Annotated in this window: 2 protein-coding genes and 4 pseudogenes; all 6 read left to right on the top strand. The window is 63.0% G+C overall.

The window, feature by feature from the left end; translation table 11 throughout:
* Positions 1 to 68: 68 nt before the first annotated feature.
* Positions 69 to 1322: pseudogene (locus HYE77_RS33050) on the top strand (condensation domain-containing protein); the annotation flags it as partial.
* 159 nt (positions 1323 to 1481) lie between these two features.
* A pseudogene (locus tag HYE77_RS33045) lies at positions 1482 to 6035 on the top strand (amino acid adenylation domain-containing protein); the annotation flags it as partial.
* A pseudogene (locus HYE77_RS33040) lies at positions 6018 to 6278 on the top strand (phosphopantetheine-binding protein); the annotation flags it as partial. The pseudogenes HYE77_RS33045 and HYE77_RS33040, both read left to right, overlap by 18 nt.
* Positions 6255 to 9029, top strand: a pseudogene (locus HYE77_RS33035) (condensation domain-containing protein); the annotation flags it as partial. The pseudogenes HYE77_RS33040 and HYE77_RS33035, both read left to right, overlap by 24 nt.
* Entirely contained in the window at positions 9024 to 10976 is a 1953-nt protein-coding gene (locus tag HYE77_RS33030; protein WP_371321569.1) for an amino acid adenylation domain-containing protein, read from the top strand. The pseudogene HYE77_RS33035 and the gene HYE77_RS33030, both read left to right, overlap by 6 nt.
* Complete coding sequence (locus HYE77_RS26430) at positions 10976 to 23305, top strand: non-ribosomal peptide synthase/polyketide synthase (protein ID WP_177069826.1); 12330 nt, start codon at positions 10976 to 10978, stop codon at positions 23303 to 23305. Before HYE77_RS33030 ends, HYE77_RS26430 begins: the two co-directional genes overlap by 1 nt.
* Position 23306: the final 1 nt, after the last annotated feature.

Here is a 23306-nt window from a genome sequence, read left to right as displayed (position 1 = left end):
ACAGCAAAAACATGAGTTTTGCCGCGTTGCCGATTCCGGCGATGCGTGACGAGTTCGAGCATATCGGCCTGTCCTACGCCCAGGAGCGCCAGTGGTTCCTCTGGCAATTGGACCCTCACAGCGCGGCCTACCATGTGCCGACGGCGCTGCGGTTGCGCGGTGCACTGGACGTGCCGGCGTTGCAGCGCAGCTTCGATGCATTGCTGGAGCGCCATGAGGTGCTGCGTACGGTGTTTGTCGACGGGCCGGAAGGGCCGCTGCAGGTTGCGCACGCATGCCTGAGCCTGCCGGTCACGACGGTGGTGCTGGAAGCGGTGCCGGACGCCGCAGCGCTCAAGGCGTTGATTGACACTGAAATCACTGCGCTGTTCGACTTGCAGCAGGGCCCGCTGTTGCGGGTCAAGCTGTTGCAACTGGCACCGGACGACCACGTGCTGGTGCTCACCCAGCACCACATCATTTGTGACGGCGCATCGGCGCAGATCATGGTTCACGACCTGGTCAAACTCTATGCTGCCCACAGCACCGGCCAGGCGCCGGACCTGCAGGCGCTGCCGATTCAATACGCCGACTATGCGATCTGGCAGCGCAAATGGATGGAAGCCGGCGAGCTTGCGCGGCAATTGGGTTACTGGACCGAACGCCTGGGTGATGGCGGTGAAGTGCTGCCTTTGCCTGCTGACCGCGCCCGTCCGGCGGTGCAGAGTTACCGCGGTGCGCGGCTGGACCTCGCCATCGATGCCGGGCTGACCGAACGCCTCAAGCGCGTGGCCCAGCGCGAAGGCTGCACCTTGTTCATGCTGTTGCTCGCCTCATTCCAGGTATTGCTGCACCGTTACAGCGGCCAGTCGGACATCCGCGTGGGCGTGCCGGTGGCCAACCGCAACCGTCTTGAAACCGAAGGCCTGATTGGCTTCTTCGTCAATACCCAGGTGCTGGATGCGCGGATTCAGGGGGCAATGCCTTTCGATCAATTGCTGGCGCAGGTCAAGCAGGCTTCGTTGGGCGCCCAGGCTCACCAGGATTTGCCGTTCGAGCAATTGGTGCAAGCCCTCGCACCGGACCGACACATGAGCCACAGTCCGTTGTTCCAGGTGATGTTCAATCACCAGAGCGGCGATGCCGCCCAAGCGTTGCAACTGCCAGGCTTGCATGTCGAGAGCCTGGATTGGAGCTCGCACACGGCGCAATTCGATCTGACCCTTGGCACGCACGAGACCCAGGGCGCATTGGCCGCCACATTCACCTATGCCACTGATTTATTCGACACTGGCACCATCGAACGCCTGGCCGCTCACTGGCTGAACCTGCTGCAAGGTATCGTCGCCGATCCGCAACGGCGCATCGGGGAATTGCCGCTGCTGGACGCGACCGAGCAACAGCACAACATCGCCCAGTGGAACCCCGGCCCGCGCAGCTTCCCAAGCGACACCTGCGCCCATCAACTGATCGCCGAGCAGGCCCGTCAACGGCCTGACGCCGTGGCCCTGCGTTGCAACGGCCAGACGCTGACCTACGCTGAACTGAATGCCCAGGCCAACCGCCGTGCGCATCAGTTGGTCGCTCACGGCGTGGGGCCGGACGTGCTGGTGGGCCTGGTCGCGGAGCGGGGTATCGAGATGATCGTCGGCCTGCTGGCGATCCTCAAGGCCGGCGGCGCTTATGTGCCGCTCGACCCAACCTACCCGCAGGACCGCCTGGCCTACATGATGCAAGACAGCGGCATCCAGCTGCTGCTGGCCCAGGCGTCGCTGACCGGTCAATTACCGGTGCCTGACGGCGTGAAAACCCTGCTGCTGGATACCGACGTCAGCGCCTTTGCCGACAGCGACCCGCAAGTCGTCGTGGATCCTTCGAACCTCGCCTACGTGATCTACACCTCCGGTTCCACCGGCAACCCCAAAGGCACCTTGCTTGCGCACCACAACATCCTGCGTCTGTTCGCGGCCACTGAACCGTGGTTCGGTTTCGGCCCGCAGGACGTCTGGAGCCTGTTTCATTCCTATGCTTTCGACTTCTCGGTCTGGGAAATTTTCGGCGCACTGCTGCACGGTGGCGAACTGCTGATCGTGCCGTACGACGTCAGCCGCTCGCCCCAGGAATTCCTCGACCTGTTGTGCGACGCGGGCGTCACGGTGCTCAACCAGACGCCGTCGGCGTTCAAACAGTTGATGCACGTGGCTTGTGCCGACTCACGGGCCAATGCCCTGCGCTACGTGGTATTCGGCGGCGAGGCGCTGGACGTCAAGAGCCTGCGCCCATGGTTCGAACGGTTTGGCGACAGCGCGCCACAGCTGATCAACATGTACGGCATCACCGAAACCACGGTGCACGTCACCTACCGTCCGTTGTCGGTGGCTGATCTCGAGCTGGACGCCAGCAGCCCGATTGGCGAACCGATAGCCGACCTGTCGTGGTACCTGCTCGACGGTGAACTGAACCCGGTGGCCAAAGGCTGCATCGGTGAGCTGTATGTTGGCCGCGCCGGCCTGGCCCGGGGCTACCTGAAGCGTGGCGACCTGACGGCACTGCGTTTTATTCCCGACCCGTTCGGCGAAAGCGGTGCGCGGTTGTACCGCACCGGTGACCTGGCGCAATACCGCAGCGACGGGGTGATCGAGTACATCGGCCGGATTGACCATCAGGTGAAAATCCGTGGCTTCCGTATCGAACTGGGTGAAATTGAAGCGCGCCTGAACGCCATGGCGGCGGTGCGCGAAGCCGTGGTGTTGGCCCAGGAGGGGCTGAACGGCCAGCAATTGGTGGCTTACGTGATCCCGGCGCAAGGCGCCGAGGATGCAGGCGCACTCAAGGCGCAGCTGAAAGCGGACCTGCCGGACTACATGGTACCGACGCACCTGCTGTTCCTGAATGAATGGCCACTGACCGCCAACGGCAAGCTCGACCGCAAGGCCCTGCCGCAGCCGGACGTAAGCCAGGTACAGCACGAGTACGTGGCGCCGCAAAGCGCGCTGGAACAGCAAATCGCAACTGTCTGGCAAGACGTGCTGAAACTGGAGCGGGTTGGCCTCACCGACAACTTCTTCGAACTGGGTGGCCATTCATTGCTGGCTACGCAGATGGTGTCGCGCATCCGCCAACACCTCGGCATGAACCTGCAACTGCGCAAGCTGTTCGAAAACGCCAGCCTCAAGGCTTGCGTGGCTGCGCTTGAGCCAATCCAGGCGGCGATGCCTGCGCGCATTCCAAGGGTGCCGCGTGATCAACCGTTGCCCCTGTCCTACGCCCAGCAGCGCCAGTGGTTCCTTTGGCAAATGGAGCCCTCCAGTGCGGCGTACCACATCCCTGCGGCGCTACGGATTCATGGCCACCTGGATTTGAAGGCGTTGCAACGCAGCTTAAGCGCACTGGTGCAGCGTCACGAGAGTTTGCGCACGACCTTTGTCCAGAAGGACGAGCGTGCGTTCCAGGTTATCCATGCCGAGTCCGGTCCGCTGCTGACGCCGCAGTTTCTCGACCTGACCTCGGCCAACCAGGCCGAGCAGATCCAGGCGTTTGTTCGCGATCAGATCAGCCGGCCGTTCGACCTGCAGAACGGTCCGCTGCTGCGGGTCGGGCTGCTGCAGGTGGCCGCCGATGAACAGGTGCTGGTGCTGACCCAGCATCACATCGTCTCCGATGGCTGGTCGATGCAGGTGCTGGTGCAGGAACTGATTGAGCGTTATGCCGCCTATAGCCAGGGTGGATCGGTTGAACCGGTGGAGTTACCGATCCAGTATGCCGATTACGCGGTGTGGCAACGCCAATGGATGGACGCCGGTGAGCGTGAGCGGCAGCTGGCTTACTGGACCAACGTCCTCGGCGCTGAACAGCCATTGCTGGAGCTGCCTGCGGACCGTCCGCGACCGGCACGCCAGAGCTTTGCCGGCGCCCGTCTGGCCGTCCAGTTACCGCAGGCATTGGGCCAACAGCTGCGGCAACTGGCGCTGGGTGAAGGTTGCAGCCTGTTCATGCTGTTGCTGGCTTCGTTCCAGGGCCTGCTGCACCGTTACAGCGGCCAGTCGGACATCCGCGTGGGCGTACCGATTGCCAACCGCAACCGGGTCGAGACCGAAGGCCTGATCGGGTTCTTCGTCAATACCCAGGTGCTCAAGGCTGAAGTCGATCCGCAGCAGCGGTTCAGCGAACTGCTGCAACAGGTCAAGACGGCGGCACTGGGCGCCGAGGCGCATCAGGACCTACCGTTCGAGCAATTGGTCGAAGCCTTGCGCCCTGAGCGCAACCTGAGCCATAGCCCGTTGTTCCAGGTGTTGTACAACCACCAGAGCGCCGGCCGCCAAGCCATCCCGCAACTGCCGGGGCTGGTGATCAAGGCCCAGGAGTGGGAAAGCCGTACCGCCCAGTTCGACTTGACCCTCGACACCCTGGACGCCGACGGCGAGCTCAGTGCAACCCTCACTTACGCCACCGACCTGTTCGACGCAAGCACTGCACAGCGTATGGCCGCTCACTGGCTGAACCTGCTGCAAGGTATCGTCGCCGATCCGCAACGGCGCATCGGGGAATTGCCGCTGCTGGACGCGACCGAGCAACAGCACAACATCGCCCAGTGGAACCCCGGCCCGCGCAGCTTCCCAAGCGACACCTGCGCCCATCAACTGATCGCCGAGCAGGCCCGTCAACGGCCTGACGCCGTGGCCCTGCGTTGCAACTGCCAGACCCTGACCTACGCCGAACTGAATGCCCAGGCCAACCGCCGTGCGCATCAGTTGATCGCTCACGGCGTGGGGCCGGACGTGCTGGTGGGCCTGGCCGCGGAGCGGGGTATCGAGATGATCGTCGGCCTGCTGGCGATCCTCAAGGCCGGCGGCGCCTATGTGCCGCTCGACCCAACCTACCCGCAGGACCGCCTGGCCTACATGATGCAAGACAGCGGCATCCAGCTGCTGCTGGCCCAGGCGTCGCTGGCCGGTCAATTGCCGTTGCCTGACGGCGTGAAAACCCTGCTGCTGGATACCGACGTCAGCGCCTTTGCCGACAGCGACCCGCAAGTCGTCGTGGATCCCTCGAACCTCGCCTACGTGATCTACACCTCCGGTTCCACCGGCAATCCCAAAGGCACCTTGCTCGCGCACCACAACATCCTGCGTCTGTTCGCGGCCACTGAACCGTGGTTCGGTTTCGGCCCGCAGGACGTCTGGAGCCTGTTTCACTCCTATGCTTTCGACTTCTCGGTCTGGGAAATTTTCGGTGCACTGCTGCACGGTGGCGAACTGCTGATCGTGCCGTACGACGTCAGCCGCTCGCCCCAGGAATTCCTCGACTTGTTGTGCGACGCGGGCGTCACGGTGCTCAACCAGACGCCGTCGGCGTTCAAGCAGTTGATGCACGTGGCTTGTACCGACTCCCGGGCCAATGCCCTGCGCTACGTGGTATTCGGCGGCGAGGCGCTGGACGTCAAGAGCCTGCGCCCATGGTTCGAACGGTTTGGCGACAGCGCGCCACAGCTGATCAACATGTACGGCATCACCGAAACCACGGTGCACGTCACCTACCGTCCGCTGTCGGTGGCTGATCTCGAGCTGGACGCCAGCAGTCCGATTGGCGAACCGATAGCCGACCTGTCGTGGTACCTGCTCGACGGTGAACTGAACCCGGTGGCCAAAGGCTGCATCGGTGAGCTGTATGTTGGCCGTGCCGGCCTGGCCCGGGGCTACCTGAAGCGTGGAGACCTGACGGCACTGCGTTTTATTCCCGACCCGTTCGGCGAAAGCGGTGCGCGGTTGTACCGCACCGGTGACTTGGCGCAATACCGCAGCGACGGGGTGATCGAGTACATCGGCCGGATTGACCATCAGGTGAAAATCCGTGGCTTCCGTATCGAACTGGGTGAAATTGAAGCGCGCCTGAACGCCCTGGCGGCGGTGCGCGAAGCCGTGGTCTTGGCCCAGGAAGGGCTGAACGGCCAGCAATTGGTGGCTTACGTGATCCCGGCGCAAGGCGCCGAGGATGCAGGCGCCCTCAAGGCGCAGCTGAAAGCGGACCTGCCGGACTACATGGTACCGACGCACCTGCTGTTCCTGAATGAATGGCCACTGACCGCCAACGGCAAGCTCGACCGCAAGGCCCTGCCGCAGCCGGACGCAAGCCAGGTACAGCACGAGTACGTGGCGCCGCAAAGCGCGCTGGAACAGCAAATCGCAACTGTCTGGCAAGACGTGCTGAAACTGGAGCGGGTTGGTCTCACCGACAACTTCTTCGAACTGGGTGGCGACTCGATTATCTCGATTCAAGTGGTCAGCCGCGCCCGGCAGTCCGGCATCCGCTTTAGTCCAAAAGACCTGTTCCAGCACCAGACGGTGCAGGCATTGGCGACTGTCGCGCAGACCGGTGACCCGGTGCAGGTAATCGATCAGGCTGCGGTGCAGGGCCCGGCGTTGCTGCTGCCGATTCAACAGGCTTACTTTGCCGACGCCATCCCGCAGCGTCACCACTACAACCAGTCGGTGCTGCTGCAACCGGCCCGTGCGCTGCAAGCGGCGCTGGTGGAGCAAGCATTGCAGGCGCTGGTGCTGCATCACGATGCGTTGCGGGTGATGTTCAACGAAAGCGCCGAAGGCTGGAGTGCCAGCCATCGCGACGCATCGATGCGCAATGATCTGTTATGGGTGCGCCCGGTGGCCGATGCTGGCGCGCTGGAAGTGCTGGCCAATCAAGCCCAGCGCAGCCTGAACCTGCAAACCGGACCCTTGCTGCGCGCCGTGTTGGCGACCCTGGACGATGGCACCCAGCGGCTGTTGCTGGTGATCCATCACCTGGCGGTGGACGGTGTGTCGTGGCGGATTCTGTTCGACGACCTGCAAACGGCCTACAACCAATTGCTCGCCGGGCAAGCCTTGCAATTGCCGGCCAAGACCAGCTCGGTCAAGACGTTTGCCGAACAGTTGCAAGCGCATGCACGCAGCGCGCAATTGCAGCAGCAGTTGGCCTACTGGCAGGCGCAACTGCAAGGTGCGCCGGCTGACCTGCCGTGCCTCAACCCCGAGGCGAGCCCACAGAACGGCCAGGCCGTCACTGTTCATACGCGTCTGGACAAACACCTGACGCGGCAACTGCTGCAGGAAGCGCCAGCCGCCTATCGCACTCAGGTCAACGACCTGTTGCTGACCGCCCTGGCGCGGGTGGTCTGCCGTTGGACCGGGCATGCAAGTACCTTGATCCAGCTTGAAGGCCATGGTCGCGAAGAGTTGTTTGCCAACATCGACCTGACGCGCACCGTGGGGTGGTTCACCAGTATGTTCCCGGTCCAGTTGTCGCCGGCGGCGGCACTCGGGGACTCGATCAAGTCGATCAAGCAAGGGTTGCGATCGATCCCGGACAAGGGGGTGGGTTTCGGCGCGCTGCGCTTCCTCGGTGACGAGGCCAGCCGGTCAGCCTTGCAAGCGCTGCCGGTGCCGCGCATTACCTTCAACTACCTGGGGCAGTTCGACGCCAGCTTCGATAAGGAACAGGGCGCGTTGTTCAGCCCGGCCAGCGAAAGCGCCGGTGAAGAGCAAAGCGCGATGGCGCCCCTGGGCAATTGGCTGAGCCTCAACGGGCGGGTATTTGATGGCGCACTGAGCCTGGGCTGGACGTTCAGCCACCAACAGTTCGAGCAGGCCACCATCCAGCAACTGGCCGACGATTATGCCGTGGAACTGGCTCTGTTGATCGGTCATTGCTGCGATCCTGCAAACCATGGCATGACGCCTTCCGACTTCCCGCTGGCCAGCTTTACCCAACCGCAGCTCGATAACCTGGGCCTCGCCGCCCGTTCGGTGGATGACATCTACCCGCTGGCGCCGATGCAGCAGGGCATGCTGTTCCACAGCTTGTACGAACACGGCAGCGGTCAGTACATCAATCAGATGTGCCTGGACATCGACGGTCTCGACCCACAGCGTTTCGAGGCTGCCTGGCAGGCGGCGGTCGACGCCCATGACATTTTGCGCAGCAGTTTCATCTGGGAAGGCAGCGAGCAACCGGTGCAGGTGGTGCATAAACAGGTGCGCGTACCCTTCACCGCGCTGGATTGGAGCACACGCACGGATACCCCGCAGGCCCTCGTCGAGTTGGCGTCCAGCGAGCGCGACCAGGGTTTCGACCTCGCCCTCGCGCCGCTGCTGCGGCTGGTGCTGGTCAAGACCGCTGAACAGCGTTATCACCTGATTTATACCCATCACCACATTCTGATGGACGGCTGGAGCAACTCGCAGCTGCTGGGCGAGGTGTTGCAACGTTACGATGGCCAGGTGCTGCCGCGCCCGGCGGGCCGCTATCGTGACTACATCGCCTGGCTGCAAGGGCGTGATGCCAAGGCCAGTGAAACGTTCTGGCGTGCGCAACTGCACGCGCTCGACGCGCCGACGCGCCTCGCCGAAAACCGTTTCGCCGCGCCGCAGCCGGCTGTCGAAACCAGCCATGCCAGCCTGTATCACTCACTGTCCCAACAGCAGACCCAGCGCCTGGGCGAATTCGCCCGCCAGCAAAAGGTCACCCTCAATACCGTGGTCCAGGCGGCCTGGTTGCTGCTCCTGCAACATTACACCGGGCATGACACGGTGGCCTTCGGCGCCACGGTGTCCGGACGCCCCGGCGAACTCAAAGGCGTCGAACAGCAGATAGGCCTGTTCATCAATACCTTGCCGGTGATTGCCAGCCCCCGGCCGGAACAATCGGTCACCAGCCTGCTGCAACAGCTTCAGGCCCGCAACGTTGCGTTGCGCGAGCATGAACACACGCCGCTGTTCGAGATTCAGCGCTGGGCCGGGCAGGGCGGTGAAGGCCTGTTCGACACGCTGCTGGTGTTCGAAAACTACCCGCTGGCCGAGGCCCTGCAAGCGCAGGCACCGTCAGGCCTGAGCTTCGGCACGGTGGGTAATCAGGAACAGACTAATTTCCCGTTGACCCTGGCCGTTAATCTCAATGAGACCCTGAGCCTGCACTTCACTTATGCCCATGCTGCGTTCCATACACATACAATCCAGCGCCTGGCTGAGCAGGTGGAGCACGTGCTCGCACAGATGGTGAGCCTGGCCGCCGACCGTAGCCTGGGCGATATCGACCTGGTTGGCGCGGCGACGCGCACCGTGCTGTTGCGCGACTGGAATGCCACGGCAGTGCCGGCCACCGACCCACGCCACGTTCATCAATGGTTCGAGTCCCAGGCTCGACGCACGCCTGATGCGCCGGCCCTGTTGGCCGATCAAGCGTCGCTGACCTATGCCCAGCTCAACCTGCGCGCCAATCGCTTGGCTCATGCGTTGATCGAGCGGGGTGTAGGCCCGGACGTGTTGGTGGGGCTGTGCATGCCGCGCAGCGTGCAGATGGTCGTCGGGCTACTGGCGATCCTCAAGGCCGGTGGTGCCTATGTACCGCTGGACCCCGCTTATCCACAGGATCGCTTGATGTACATGGTCGAGGACAGCGGCATTGCCTTGCTGTTGACCGAAACCAGCGTACAGCCGTACTTCGCTGACGTGGCCGTGGACTGCCTGCTGCTGGACGCACTGCCCGAGCGGTTCGATGGCTACGGCGAGCATGAGCCTTCGGTAACCGTCGACAGCCAGAACCTCGCCTATGTGATCTATACCTCCGGTTCCACCGGGAAACCCAAAGGCGTGACGATTCGCCATGGCGCCCTGAGCAACCATATGGAATGGATGCAGGGTTGCCTGAAGCTGAATCACAGTGACCGTGTCCTGCAGAAGACCGCCATCAGTTTCGACGCCTCGGTGTGGGAGTTCTGGTTGCCACTGATGAGCGGCGCGCAACTGGTATTGGCCGCGCCGCAATTGAACCTGGACTTGACCACCTTGTGGGTCGAGGTGGAGCGTTGGGGGATCAGTGTGCTGCAAATGGCGCCATCGTTGCTGCAGGCGCTGTTGCCGCTGGCGACCCGTGAACACCTGGCCTCCTTGCGCCTGCTGCTGTGCGGCGGTGAAGCGCTGAGTGCGCACCTTTCCCGCCAGGTCCTGGGCCTCTTCGATGGCGAGCTGCGCAATCTTTATGGCCCCACGGAGGCCACGATTGATACCAGCAGCCATGCCGTGGCGGCCACTGTCGAAGACGACGGGCGAATCATCGCCATCGGTCGTCCGATCAACAACGTACGCACCTATGTGCTGGACGGCGCCTTGCAGCCTTGCGCCGTGGGGGCGATTGGCGAGTTGTACATCGGTGGTGAATCCCTGGCCCGTGGTTATCACCAGCGTCCAGGGCTGACCGCCGAGCGCTTCGTTCCCGATCCGTTTGGCGAGTCGGCCGCCGCACGCCTGTATCGCACCGGCGACCTGGTGCGCCACGCCGAAAATGGCGTAATCGAATACATCGGCCGGATTGACCATCAGGTGAAAATCCGTGGCCTGCGCATTGAGCTGGGTGAAATCGAAGCCCGCCTCCACGCTCAACCTGAAGTACGAGACGCGGTAGTGCTGGCTCGGGAAACGGCGACCGGCACGAGCCTGGTGGGTTGGCTTGTCAGCCAGGACAGCAGCCTGGATAGGGCGGCCGAGGCGCGCTTGAGTGAACAGCTCAAGGCGCGGCTGGCACAACAGATGCCGGACTTCATGGTGCCCACCCATCTGGTCTTCCTCGATCAACTGCCGCTTACACCCAACGGCAAACTCGACCGCAAGGCCTTGCCCGCGCCGGATACCCGCGCGCTGCATTCGGCTTACCTGGCGCCGCAAAGCGATCTGCAATGCAAGGTCGCGGCCATCTGGCAAGGCGTGCTCAACGTTGAGCAGGTCGGTCTGGCGGATGATTTCTTCGAGCTGGGCGGGCATTCGCTGCTGGTGGTGAATGTGGTGTCGCGCCTGCAGCTCGAACTGGGCATGAAGTTAACGCCCCAATTGATATTCCAATTTCCGGTCCTCGGTGCGTTTGTCGCGCAACTGGAGCAGACCGGCACGTCAATGAGCACGTCAAAATTGAGCAAGCTTGAAGCGCTGCTTGATGAATTCGAGGAGGTTTGATGGACACCGCTGTCGCACAACGTATTGCCAGGCGCTTCATAACGCTGCCGCTGGAAAAACGCCGTCTTTACCTGCAGAAAATGCTCGAAGAGGACGTTTCCCCGGCGAACCTGCCGATTCCGCCTGTCAGTGCCGAGTTCGACACGTTGTCATTGTCCTTTGCCCAGGAGCGTCAATGGTTCTTGTGGCAGCTGGACCCGGAAAGCGCGGCTTATCACATGCCTACGGCCCTGCGCTTGCGCGGTCCATTGGACATTGCGGCGCTGCAACAGAGTTTCAGTGCGCTGGTCGCGCGCCATGAGAGCCTGCGTACCACCTTCGTGGTGCACGGCGAGCAAGTGGTGCAGCAAGTGCAGGAGGCTGCACCGGTAAGTCTGCAGGTGCAGCCTCTGGCCCAGGTGCCGGATGCGGCGCAACTGCGGCATTTGATCGAAGACGAGACGCGCCGGCTGTTCGACTTGCAGCAGGGGCCCTTGTTGCGTACGTGCCTGTTGCAACTGGGCGCGGATGACCATGTGCTGATTGTCACCTTGCACCACATCGTTTCCGATGGCTGGTCGATGCAGGTAATGGTCGAGGAGTTGGTCAAGGGTTACGCCGCGTTCAGTCGAGGGTTGAGCCTGGAACTGCCAGCGTTGCCGATTCAATACAGCGACTACGCCATCTGGCAGCGGCACTGGATGGAGGCCGGCGAGCGGGAGCGGCAGTTGCAATACTGGACCGCGCAACTGGGCGGCGAGCAGCCGGTGCTTGAGCTCCCGACTGACGTTGCGCGCCCGGCCGTGATGAGCTATCGCGGTGCCCGGCTGGAGTTGGATATCGACACCGCGCTGGCCTGCGGCCTCAAGCAGATGGCCCAGCGCGAAGGGGTCAGTCTGTTCATGATCCTGCTGGCCTCCTACCAGGCCTTGCTGCATCGCTACAGCGGGCAGAACGACATTCGGGTTGGCGTGCCGACCGCGAACCGTAACCGGGTGGAGACCGAGGGGTTGATCGGCTTTTTCGTCAACACCCAAGTGCTCAAGAGTGAGGTCGACAGCCAGGGCTCCTTCAGTGCCTTGCTGCAACAGGTCAAGCAGACTGCGCTGGATGCCCAGGCGCATCAGGACCTGCCGTTCGAGCAACTGGTGGAAGCCTTGCAGCCGCAACGCAACCTGAGCCACAGCCCGCTGTTTCAAGTGATGTTCAACCACCAGACCCAAGGCCCGGCGGGCGAGGGGCCGGCCGGTGAATTGAAGGTCGAGGGGCTGCGCTGGGATACCCATAGTGCACAGTTCGACTTGACCCTGGAAACCATGGAGCGCCCCGATGGGCTGTCTGCGGCGCTGATCTATGCCACGGATCTGTTCGGTGCAGACACGGTTGCGCGGATGGCCGGGCACTGGCAAAACCTGCTGCAGGCAATCATCGCGAACCCGGCACAAAGCATCGGTGAGCTGCCGTTGCTTGACGCTGAACAGCGCCAAGCGCAGCTCGACGATTGCGTCCGCACGTCGGTAGCCACCCCGCAGGCGGGTTATGTTCATCGATTGTTCGAGGCACAGGTGGCCCGCTCGCCGGAGGCGCAGGCGCTGGTCATCAATGGCCAGCGCTTGAGCTACGGGCAACTCAATACCCGGGCCAATCAATTGGCGGTGGAGCTGCAACGTCACGGGGTGGGCGCGGGTGTGCTGGTGGGCATTGCCGTCGAACGCAGCCCGCACATGCTGATCGGGTTGTTGGCAATCCTCAAGGCCGGCGGCGCCTATCTGCCTCTCGATCCCGCGTTCCCGCAGGATCGCCTCGCCTACATGATTGAGGACAGTGGCATCGACCTGTTGCTGACCCAACATTCACTGCTCAGCCAGATCCCGGTGCCTGACACGGTCACTACGCTGGTGCTGGATCAACCGGGCAATTGGCTTGACGGCCATGCCGGTGACGATCTGCCAACCCGGCTGGATCCGGAGCACCTGGCTTATGTCATCTACACGTCTGGCTCCACCGGCCAGCCGAAAGGGGTGATGGTGCGACATGGCGCCCTGACCAACTTTGTCGCAAGCATGGCCAGGGTGCCGGGCATGACCGCCCAGGATCGGGCGTTGTCACTGACCACGTTCTCGTTTGATATTTTCGGCCTGGAAATCTACGTACCCCTGATGGTCGGCGCGTGCATCGTGCTGACCGGCCAGGAGGTGGCGCAGGACCCGTACGCCGTGCTGGCCCTGATCGACGCCGAACAGGTCAACGTGGTGCAGGCGACTCCCTCGACCTGGCGCATGTTGCTCGACAATGAACAGGCCCACGTGCTCCAGGGGTGCACGTGCCTGTGCGGCGGCGAGGCGTTGCCCCAGGAACTGGCGGTGCGCATGCTTGGCCTTGGCGGTGAAGTCTGGAATCTCTATGGCCCGACGGAAACCACGGTCTGGTCGGCGTTGCACCGGCTGCGTCCGCAGGCTGCGCAACCTTGGCTGGGCGGGCCAATCGACAACACATCGCTGTACATCGTCGGTGCAGACCTGATGCCGGTGCCCTATGGTGTTGCCGGCGAATTGCTGATCGGCGGGGACGGCCTGGCGCGGGGTTACTTCCAGCGCCCGGGATTGACCGCCGAACGTTTTGTTCCCCATCCGTTTTCCAGCACCGGCGAGCGGCTTTACCGCACCGGCGACCTCGCACGTCAGCGCCCGGACGGTATCCTCGAATACCTGGGGCGGATCGACCATCAGGTGAAAATTCGCGGTTTCCGCATCGAGCTCGGAGAAATCGAAGCGCGCCTGCTGGAGCAGGACGCTGTACGTGAAGCCGCGGTACTGGCCCAGGATGCCCCGGGCGGCCAGGCGTTGGTGGCGTATGTGGTCCCCGCCGCCGAATGGCAGGGCCTGGATGCCGACGGCCAGGGTCGCCTGCGCGACAGCCTGAACGCCCGGCTCAAGGCCAACTTGCCCGACTACATGGTGCCGGCGCATATGGTGCTGTTGCCAAGGTTCCCGCTGACCCCCAATGGCAAGCTGGACCGCAGGCAACTGCCCAAGCCCGATGCCAGCCAATGGCAGAAAACCTACGTGGCTGCGCAGACACCGGTGCAGCAAGCGGTGGCGGCGATCTGGGCCGAGGTGCTCAACGTGCCGCGGGTTGGCCTGAGTGACAACTTTTTCGAGCTGGGCGGCCATTCGCTGCTGGCGACCCAAATGGTTTCGCGGATTCGCCAGCAACTGCAAGTCCAGGTGCCTTTGCGCCTGCTGTTCGCCCATAACACCTTGCAAGCATTTGTCGAGGCGATGGCCCCGGCATCGTTGACTCCTGAACAGGCCATCCCGCGCGTTGCACGCGACCAGCCGCTTGCCCTGTCATATGCCCAGCAACGGCAATGGTTTTTGTGGCAATTGGAGCCCACCAGCAGCGCCTACCATATTCCCGCGGCCCTGCGTTTGCGCGGACACCTTGACCTGGCGGCCTTGCAACAGTGTTTTGACGCTCTGGTGGCGCGTCATGAGAGCTTGCGTACCCGGTTTGTGCTGGAGAACGAGCGTCCCGTACAACGGGTCGACGCGCCGGCACCGGTGGCGATTGCGCTTGAGTCGGCGGCTGCCGGGCTGGATGACCCTGGCCTGCGCGGCTTGATTGAAACTGAAACCCGCCAACTCTTTGATCTGCAGCGTGGGCCGTTGCTGCGGGTCAAGCTGTTGCAACTGGGCGCTGAAGATCACGTGCTGATCCTGACCCAGCACCACATCGTGTCGGATGCCTGGTCGATGCGGGTCATGATCGATGAGCTGATGCAGTTATACCGCGGCTTCAGTCAAGGCCAACCGGCGGCGTTGGCGGCACTGCCGATCCAGTATGCCGATTACGCACAGTGGCAGCGTCAGTGGCTGGCGGCGGGTGAGCAGCAACGGCAGCTCAGCTACTGGACAGAACAGTTGGGCGGCGAGCAACCGGTCCTTGAACTGCCAACCGACCATCCACGTCCGGTTCAGCAAAGCTATCGTGGGGCCCGGCTGCCGATCACCCTCGAGCCGTCCCTGGCCGAGAGTCTCAAGCGCCTGGCGCAGCAGCAAAACACCACACTGTTCATGCTGCTGCTGGCCGGCTTCCAGACCTTGTTGCACCGCTACAGCGGGCAGCAGGATATTCGTGTCGGGGTACCGATTGCCAACCGCAATCGCCTGGAAACCGAAGGGATGCTGGGTTTCTTCGTCAACACCCAGGTACTCCGGGCCGACATTGAGGGGCACCTGCGCTTTGACCAATTGCTTCATCAGGTCAAGCAGCGGGTACTGGGAGCACAGGCCCATCAGGACCTGCCGTTCGAGCAACTGGTGGAGCTGCTTGCACCTGCACGCAACCTGAGCCATACGCCATTGTTCCAGGCCATGTTCAACCATGCCAGTGATGCTCGTCGCGAGGCGATTGAACTGCCGGGGTTGAGCCTGGAGCAATTGACCTGGGATTCGGGCAGCGTGCAGTTCGACCTCTCCCTGGATACGTTCGAGTACAGCGAAGGCATCAGTGCCGCACTGTCCTATGCCTCTGACTTGTTTGAGCCAGCCACCGTCGCACGCCTGGGCGAACACTGGCTGAACCTGCTGCGCGCGATTGTGGCCAACCCCACCCAGCGCATTGCCGAATTGCCGATGCTCGATGCGGTGCAGCGCCGGATGATGGTTGAGGACTGGAACCGCACGTTCGCCCATTACCCGAACCACCAGCCGGTGCACCACTTGATCGAAGCCCAGGTGGAACGGGCCCCGCATGCCGTGGCGTTGGTGTTCGAGGGGCAGTCGCTGACCTATGCCCAGCTCAACGCGCGGGCCAACCGATTGGCTCATGCCTTGATCGCGCGTGGCGTAGGCCCCGATGTGCTGGTGGGCATTGCACTGCACCGCAGCCTGGAAATGGTGGTGGGCCTGTTGGCGATCCTGAAGGCCGGCGGCGCCTATGTACCGCTGGACCCGGAATACCCGCCGGAACGCTTGTCCTACATGATCGACGACAGCGGCATCGAATGGTTGCTGACCCAGCAAGCGCTGGTCGCAACCTTGCCACTGCCGGAACGGGTGCGCACGCTGATACTCGATGGTGACGATGCCTGGCTGGCCGGTGAGGCGCAAGGCAACCCCGAGTCGCGGGCCGTCGCGCAAAACCTCGCCTATGTGATTTACACCTCCGGATCCACTGGCAAACCCAAAGGGGCTGGCAACAGCCACGGTGCCCTGACCAACCGGTTGTGCTGGATGCAACAGGCCTACGGGTTGCACGCCGACGACCGCGTGCTGCAAAAAACGCCGTTCAGCTTCGATGTGTCCGTCTGGGAGTTTTTCTGGCCGCTTATGACCGGCATCCGCTTGGTCGTGGCGTCGCCAGGGGATCATCGCGATCCACAGAAGCTGGTCCAATTGATCGAGCGCGAGGGCATTACTACCCTGCATTTCGTCCCGTCGATGCTGCAAGCGTTCGTGCTGGATGCCAATGTCAGCCGCTGCACCAGCCTCACCCGTATCGTTTGCAGTGGCGAAGCGTTGCCGATCGATGCGCAGCAGCAGGTCTTCGCCAAGCTGCCGGGCGCGGGGCTGTTCAATCTCTACGGCCCTACCGAAGCCGCAATTGACGTCACCCACTGGACCTGTCGTGACGAGGGCCGTGACGCAGTGCCCATCGGCGAGCCGATTGCGAACTTGATGACCTACATTCTCGACGCCGAGCTCAACCCGGTGCCCTGCGGCGTCAACGGCGAACTGTACCTCAGCGGCCAGGGACTGGCGCGTGGGTACCACCGTCGCCCTGAGCTGACGGCCGAACGATTCGTGGCAAGCCCGTTTGTCGCGGGTGAACGGCTGTACCGCACGGGCGACTTGGCCCGTTACCGCGTTGACGGGGTGATTGATTACATTGGCCGTATCGACCATCAGGTGAAAATCCGCGGTTTTCGTATCGAGCTGGGTGAAATCGAGGCCCGTTTGCTGGAGCACGGGGCCGTGCGCGAAGCCGTGGTGGTGGCGCAGGACAGCCGCAACGGCAAAGCCCTGAGTGGCTACGTCGTTACCCAGCCTGGCGCCGCCAGCGACTGGCCGGCACTGCGCGAGGCGCTGACAGCGCATCTGCGCCAGACCCTGCCGGAACACATGGTGCCGACGCACCTGACGCCGCTGGAAAAAATGCCCCTGAGCCCCAACGGCAAACTCGACCGCAAGGCTCTCCCGGTGCCAGACATGGCTGAGGTACAGCAGGACTTCGTGGCTCCCGCCAATGCAGTCGAAAGTGTCCTGGTCGAGATCTGGCAAGCCGTGCTCGGCGTGGCCCGGGTGGGCACTGCCGATAACTTCTTCGCCTTGGGCGGTGACTCGATCAATTCGATTCAAGTGGTCAGCCGTGCACGTCAGCAGGGAATCGGCCTGGCCCCCAAGGACCTGTTCCTGCACCAGAACATCCAGGCGCTGGCCCGGGCTGCGAGCGCCGATCAAGCCGCAACGATCGATCAGGGGCCGGTCAACGGTGACAGCCATCTGGTTCCGATGCAGCACTGGTTCTTCGCCAATGACATGGCGCACCGTGACCACTGGAACCAGTCGCTGATGCTGACCCCGCGCGAGCCGTTGGACGGCGCATGTCTGCAGCAGGCCCTTGAGCACGTGGTGGCCCATCATGACGCCTTGCGCTTGCGCTTCGTGCAATCGGGCGATGGTACCTGGCAGGCCAGCCATGAGGCCGTCGGCGCACAACCGGTAGGCCTCTGGCAGCGCCAGGCAGAGAACGCCGATGAGATCATCGCCATTGCCAACCAGGCGCAACGCAGCCTCGACCTGCAACACGGCCCGCTGTTGCGTTGCAGCCTGATCGCAGTGCAGGACGGCAGTTCGCGCCTGCATCTGGCGATTCACCATCTGGTGATGGACGGTGTGTCGTGGCGCGTGCTGCTGGAAGACTTGCAAACGGCCTACCGGCAACTGGCGGTAAACCAGCCTGTGGTGTTGCCACCCAAGTCCACCGCGTTCAAGGCGTGGGCCGAGCAGTTGCAGGGCTACGCCCACAGCGAAGGGCTGGCTCGGGAGTTGAGTTACTGGACCGGGCAACAGGCCCATGCGTTGCCGGAACTGCCACGGGCGCGGCCTGAGGGCAGCCAGGCTTCGGTGCATTGCCATTCGGTCAACACGCGTCTGGATACAGAACAGACTCGGCGCCTGCTCAAGCAGGCACCGTCGGCCTATCGCACCCAGGTCAACGACCTTTTGCTCAGTGCCCTGGCGCAGGTGATTTGCCAGTGGACTGCGCAACCTGCGTGCCTGGTGCAACTGGAAGGCCATGGCCGTGAGGAACTGTTCGGCGACGTCGACCTGAGCCGCACGTTGGGCTGGTTCACCAGCCTGTTCCCGGTGGTATTGACCCCATCGGTGCACGCGGCAGACACCATCAAGGGCATCAAGGAACAGCTGCGCGCGGTGCCGAACAAGGGCCTGGGTTATGGCGTGCTGCGTTACCTCGGTGCAGAGGATGTCCGCTCGCGTCTGGCGAAACTCGCGCAGGCCCGGATTACCTTCAACTACCTCGGCCAGTTCGACCAGAGCTTTGATGAGCAGGCGTTATTCGCGCCGAGCGAGGAGGGCAACGGGGCTGGGCACGCTGATGACGTGGCGCTGGGCAACTGGCTGACCATCGATGGCCGGGTGTACAACGGCCAGTTGTCCCTGGACTGGACCTTCAGCCGCGACGTTTTTGATGAGGCCACCGTCCAGCAATTGGCCGATGCCTACGGCGTCGCGTTGCAGGCACTGATCGAGCATTGCTGCGGCGAAGAGCATCAGGGCCTGACGCCGTCTGACTTCCCGCTGGCCCGTTTGACCCAGGCGCACCTTGACGGCTTGCCGGTTCCCGTGGCGCAGGTGCAAGACGTCTATGCGTTGTCACCGATGCAAGAAGGCATGCTGTTCCACACCCTGGCCGACGACAGCAGCGGCTTGTACATCAACCAGATCAGCCTGCCGGTACACGGGCTGGATACCGAGCGCTTCGCCGCAGCCTGGCAATCGGTGATTGAGCGTGAGGACATTCTGCGGACCAGCTTTCACTGGCAGGATGGCTTGAGCGCCCCGGTGCAAATTGTCCACCGCCAGGCCGAATTGCCGCTGCTGATCGAAGATTGGCGCGGCCAGGACATCAGCGAACAGGCGATCAGCGCGCGCGCAACGGCTGATTACCTGCAAGGGTTCGATCTGGCCCGTGCGCCGTTGCAGCGTGTGCTGTTGCTGCGGCTTGAGGACGACCGCTACCAGATGATCTGGACCTGCCATCACATCCTGATGGACGGCTGGAGCAGTTCGCGACTGTTTGGCGAGGTAATGCAGTTTTATGGTCAGGGCCACGTGCCGACACGCAACGGTCGTTACCGCGAGTTCATCGAATGGCTGCAACGCCAGGATCAACGGGCGCTGGAGGGCTTCTGGAGAAGCCGTCTTGCGACGCTGGAGCAGGCCACCTCGCTGAACCAGGCGATGTTCCCGCGGCATGTCGAGGATTTGCCCGGGCACCAGGCGCTTTACTCACGTTGGGATGCGGTGCAAACCGCACGCCTGCAACAGGCTTGCCGCGCCTTGCAAATCACCCCCAACACGCTGATCCAGGGCGCGTGGCTGTTGTTGCTGCAACGCTTTACCGGGCAGAACACTGTGGTGTTCGGTGCCACCGTGGCTGGCCGTCCTGCGGGGTTGGCCAATGCCGACAACATCCTGGGGCTGTTCATCAATACGCTACCGGTGATCCAGACCCTGGAACCCGCGCAGCCGCTGGATCAGTGGCTGCAAGCGTTGCAGGCCTGCAACATGGACATCCGTGAGTACGCACACGCGCCGCTGGCGGATATCCAGCGCTGGTCGGGGCTGGGCGGGCAAGGGTTGTTCGACAGCATCATCGTGTTTGAAAACTACCCGATCGATGAGCGCCTGGGTGAGCAACAGGACACCGGCCTGAGCTTCGGCGAGTCGCGTAACCATGACGTGACCAACTTTGCGATGGACCTGGCGGTCAACCTCGGCGAACAGTTGTCGATCGAATATCTGTTCCTGCGCAATGCCTTCAGTGTCGAGGCGGTAGAGCAGATTCGCCGCTGCATGGAAGACACCCTTGAGGCCATGATCGTTGCGCCGACGGCGCGGCTGGGCAACCTTCAGCGCCTTGGGGCCGAGCAGTGGCGAGCCTTTGAGCAGTGGAGTGCGGCGCCGAATGCCAGCTATCACGCGCAGCTCTTGCCGGAACTGATCGCACGCCATGCCGATTCGCGTGGCGAGGCGACGGCACTGGTGTGTGGGGGCGATTCGCTGAGCTACGGTGAGCTGGAACGTCGAGCCAATGGCCTGGCCCATCGCTTGATCGAGCTGGGGGCTGGGCCGGAAGTGGTGGTCGGGGTGGCCCTGGAGCGCTCCGTCGAGATGATCGTGGCGTTACTGGCGGTGATGAAAAGCGGCGCGGCTTATGTGCCGTTGGACATCGACTATCCGCCCGAACGCCTGGCGTTCATGATGCAAGACTCGGCGATGGCGCTGTTGCTGACCCATAGCCAGGTGCAGGCGCGCCTTCCGGCGGTGGAAGGCCTGGCGCAGCTGGCCATCGACACGTTTGACCGCGCCGGCTACAGCGACACGCCGCCCGCCAGCAGTTTGCTGGGCGCCAATCTGGCCTACTTGATTTATACCTCGGGCTCCACCGGTCGGCCGAAAGGCGTGGCAGTGGCGCATGGGCCGATGAGCATGCATTGCCAGGCCATCGCCGGGCTGTATGACATGGATGAGCGCACCCGCGAGCTGCATTTCATGTCATTTGCCTTCGACGGCGCTCATGAGCGCTGGCTCAGTACGCTATTGAGCGGGGGCACGCTGGTGATCCGCGATGCCAGCCTGTGGACACCGGAGCAGACCTTCGACGCCTTGCATCAACACGGCATCACGATTGCCTGTTTCCCGCCGGCCTACCTCAAGCAGTTGGCCGAGTACGCGGCCCATAGCCAACAGGAACCACCCGCGGTACGGGTGTATTGCTTCGGTGGCGATGCGGTGCCGGACCAGACCTTCGAACAAGTGAAAGCGGCACTGCGTCCACAGTTCTTTACCAACGGCTATGGCCCCACCGAAACCGTGGTCACGCCGATGCTCTGGAAGGTCCCGGTCGACACCCGGTGCGAGGCTGCCTATGCGCCGATCGGGCGTGCTGTCGGCGAGCGCGCGCTGTACGTGCTGGACGAAGACCTCAACCCGCTGCCGCCGGGGATTGCCGGTGAGCTCTACATCGGTGGCCAGGGCATTGCCCGCGGCTATTACCGTCGTCCGGACCTGAGTGCCGAGCGCTTTGTGCCGGACCCGTTCGGGTCGCCGGGCGATCGCCTCTACCGCAGCGGCGACCTGGTACGCCAGCGTGTTGATGGTGTGCTTGATTACGTCGGGCGTATTGACCACCAGATCAAGGTCCGGGGCTTTCGCATTGAACTGGGGGAAATCGAGGCGAGCCTGCGGCAACTGGACGATGTCAGTGACGCGTTGGTGATCGCCCGTGACAGTGCGTCGGGCAAGCAACTGATCGGTTATGTGGTGACGCCCGATGGCATGGCCATCGGTGATCGCCTCAAGGCGGACTTGCGCGCGCAATTGCCGGATTACATGGTGCCCACTCAGGTCATCTGCATGGCGGCGCTGCCTGTCACGCCCAACGGCAAGCTGGATCGCCAGGCCTTGCCGGAGCCTGAATTCAAGGGCGGCGAGTATGTTCCCGGCCGTACTCGTGACGAGCAACTGCTGGCACAGGTCTGGGCTGATGTGTTGCAAGTGGAACGCGTGGGCATCACCGACAACTTCTTCGAGTTGGGCGGTGACTCGATCCTCAGCCTGCAAGTCGTCTCGCGGGTACGCAACCACCCTGAACTGAAGATGGACCTCAAGCTGCGGGACCTGATGCGCGGGCAGACCATCGAGGCGATTTTCGAGCAGCGTTCAAGCACCGTCGCCACGCTGATCGAGGATGTTTCGCAGGTGGCCGCCGAGGGCCAGTTCAACCTGATTCCGATCCAGCAGTGGCTGTTCGACCAGCGTATGAGCGAGCCGCACCATTACAACCAGGCATTGATGCTGCGTGCACGCCAGGCGCTGAATCTGCCGGCGCTGGAGCTGGCATTGCGCTGCATGTTGAAGCAGCACGACGCCCTGCGCCTGCGCTTTCGTGAGGTGGGCGCACGCTATTGCCAGCATTACCAGCCGCTGGAGGACATGCAGGCGCAATGGGCCACTGAGCCCTTGTTATGGCAACACACCGTGGCCGATGAAGCGGAGCTTGAGCTGTACGCCGAACAGGTACAGCGCAGCCTGGACCTGCAAGACGGGCCGGTGTGGCGTACCGCTCATGTGACGTTGGGCGATGGCCAGGTGCGGGTATTGATGGTGATCCATCATTTGGTGATCGACACCGTTTCCTGGCGTTTGCTGCTGCAGGATTTGCAGGTCGCTTATGAGGCTTACCGCAATGGCCAGGCGCCGGCCCTGCCGATTCGTACCAGCAGCTACCGGGCCTGGGCCGAGGGGCTGCAAGCGTACGCGGCGAATTATCCGGCGCAGGAGCAAGCCTGGTGGCTTGAGCAGATCGACCAGCCGGGCAGTGAGCTGCCGTGCGATAACCCGCGTGGCAAGAACCAGGTGCAGTACCAGTCGGTCGCGCTGATGGGCCTGTCGCAGGAGCATACCCAGCAGTTGCTCAAGCAAGTGCCTGCGGTCTACCAGACGCAGATCAACGATGTGTTGCTCGCCGCGCTGAGCCGGGTGTTGTGCCGCTGGAGCGGGCAGCCTTCGGTATTGATCCAGCTCGAAGGCCATGGCCGCGAAGACCTGGTCAAGGACATCGACCTGAGCCGCAGCCTGGGCTGGTTCACCAGCATGTTCCCGGTGCGCCTGGCACCCGGTGCCGGGGCTGACATCGGGAGCTCGGTGCGTGCGGTGCAGCGGCAATTGGCGGCCGTACCGAACAAGGGCCTGGGCTACGGCATCCTGCGTCACATGAGCGGTGTGTCGATGGCCGATACCTTGCGCCTGGCACCCCAGGCGCGTGTCACCTTCAACTACCTGGGGCAGTTCGACCAGAGCTTCGATGACAAGGCGATGCTGGTGCCGGCTCAGGAGAGCTATGGCAGTTGCTACAGCCCGCAGGCGGCCCTGGGCAATTGGCTGGAAGTGGTGGGGCAGGTGTATGACGGACGCCTGGCGATGCGCTGTATTTTCAGCACGCGCCGCTACCGTGCCGAAACCGTCGAACAGTTGATGCGAGAGTACCAGGCCGAACTGGAGGCGCTGATCGAGCATTGCGTGGCACAAGCGGCTTAAG

The sequence above is a fragment of the Pseudomonas sp. IPO3774 genome (assembly GCF_013386835.1).
Classification (GTDB): domain Bacteria; phylum Pseudomonadota; class Gammaproteobacteria; order Pseudomonadales; family Pseudomonadaceae; genus Aquipseudomonas.
This window is presented reverse-complemented; position numbering and strand designations above follow the sequence as displayed.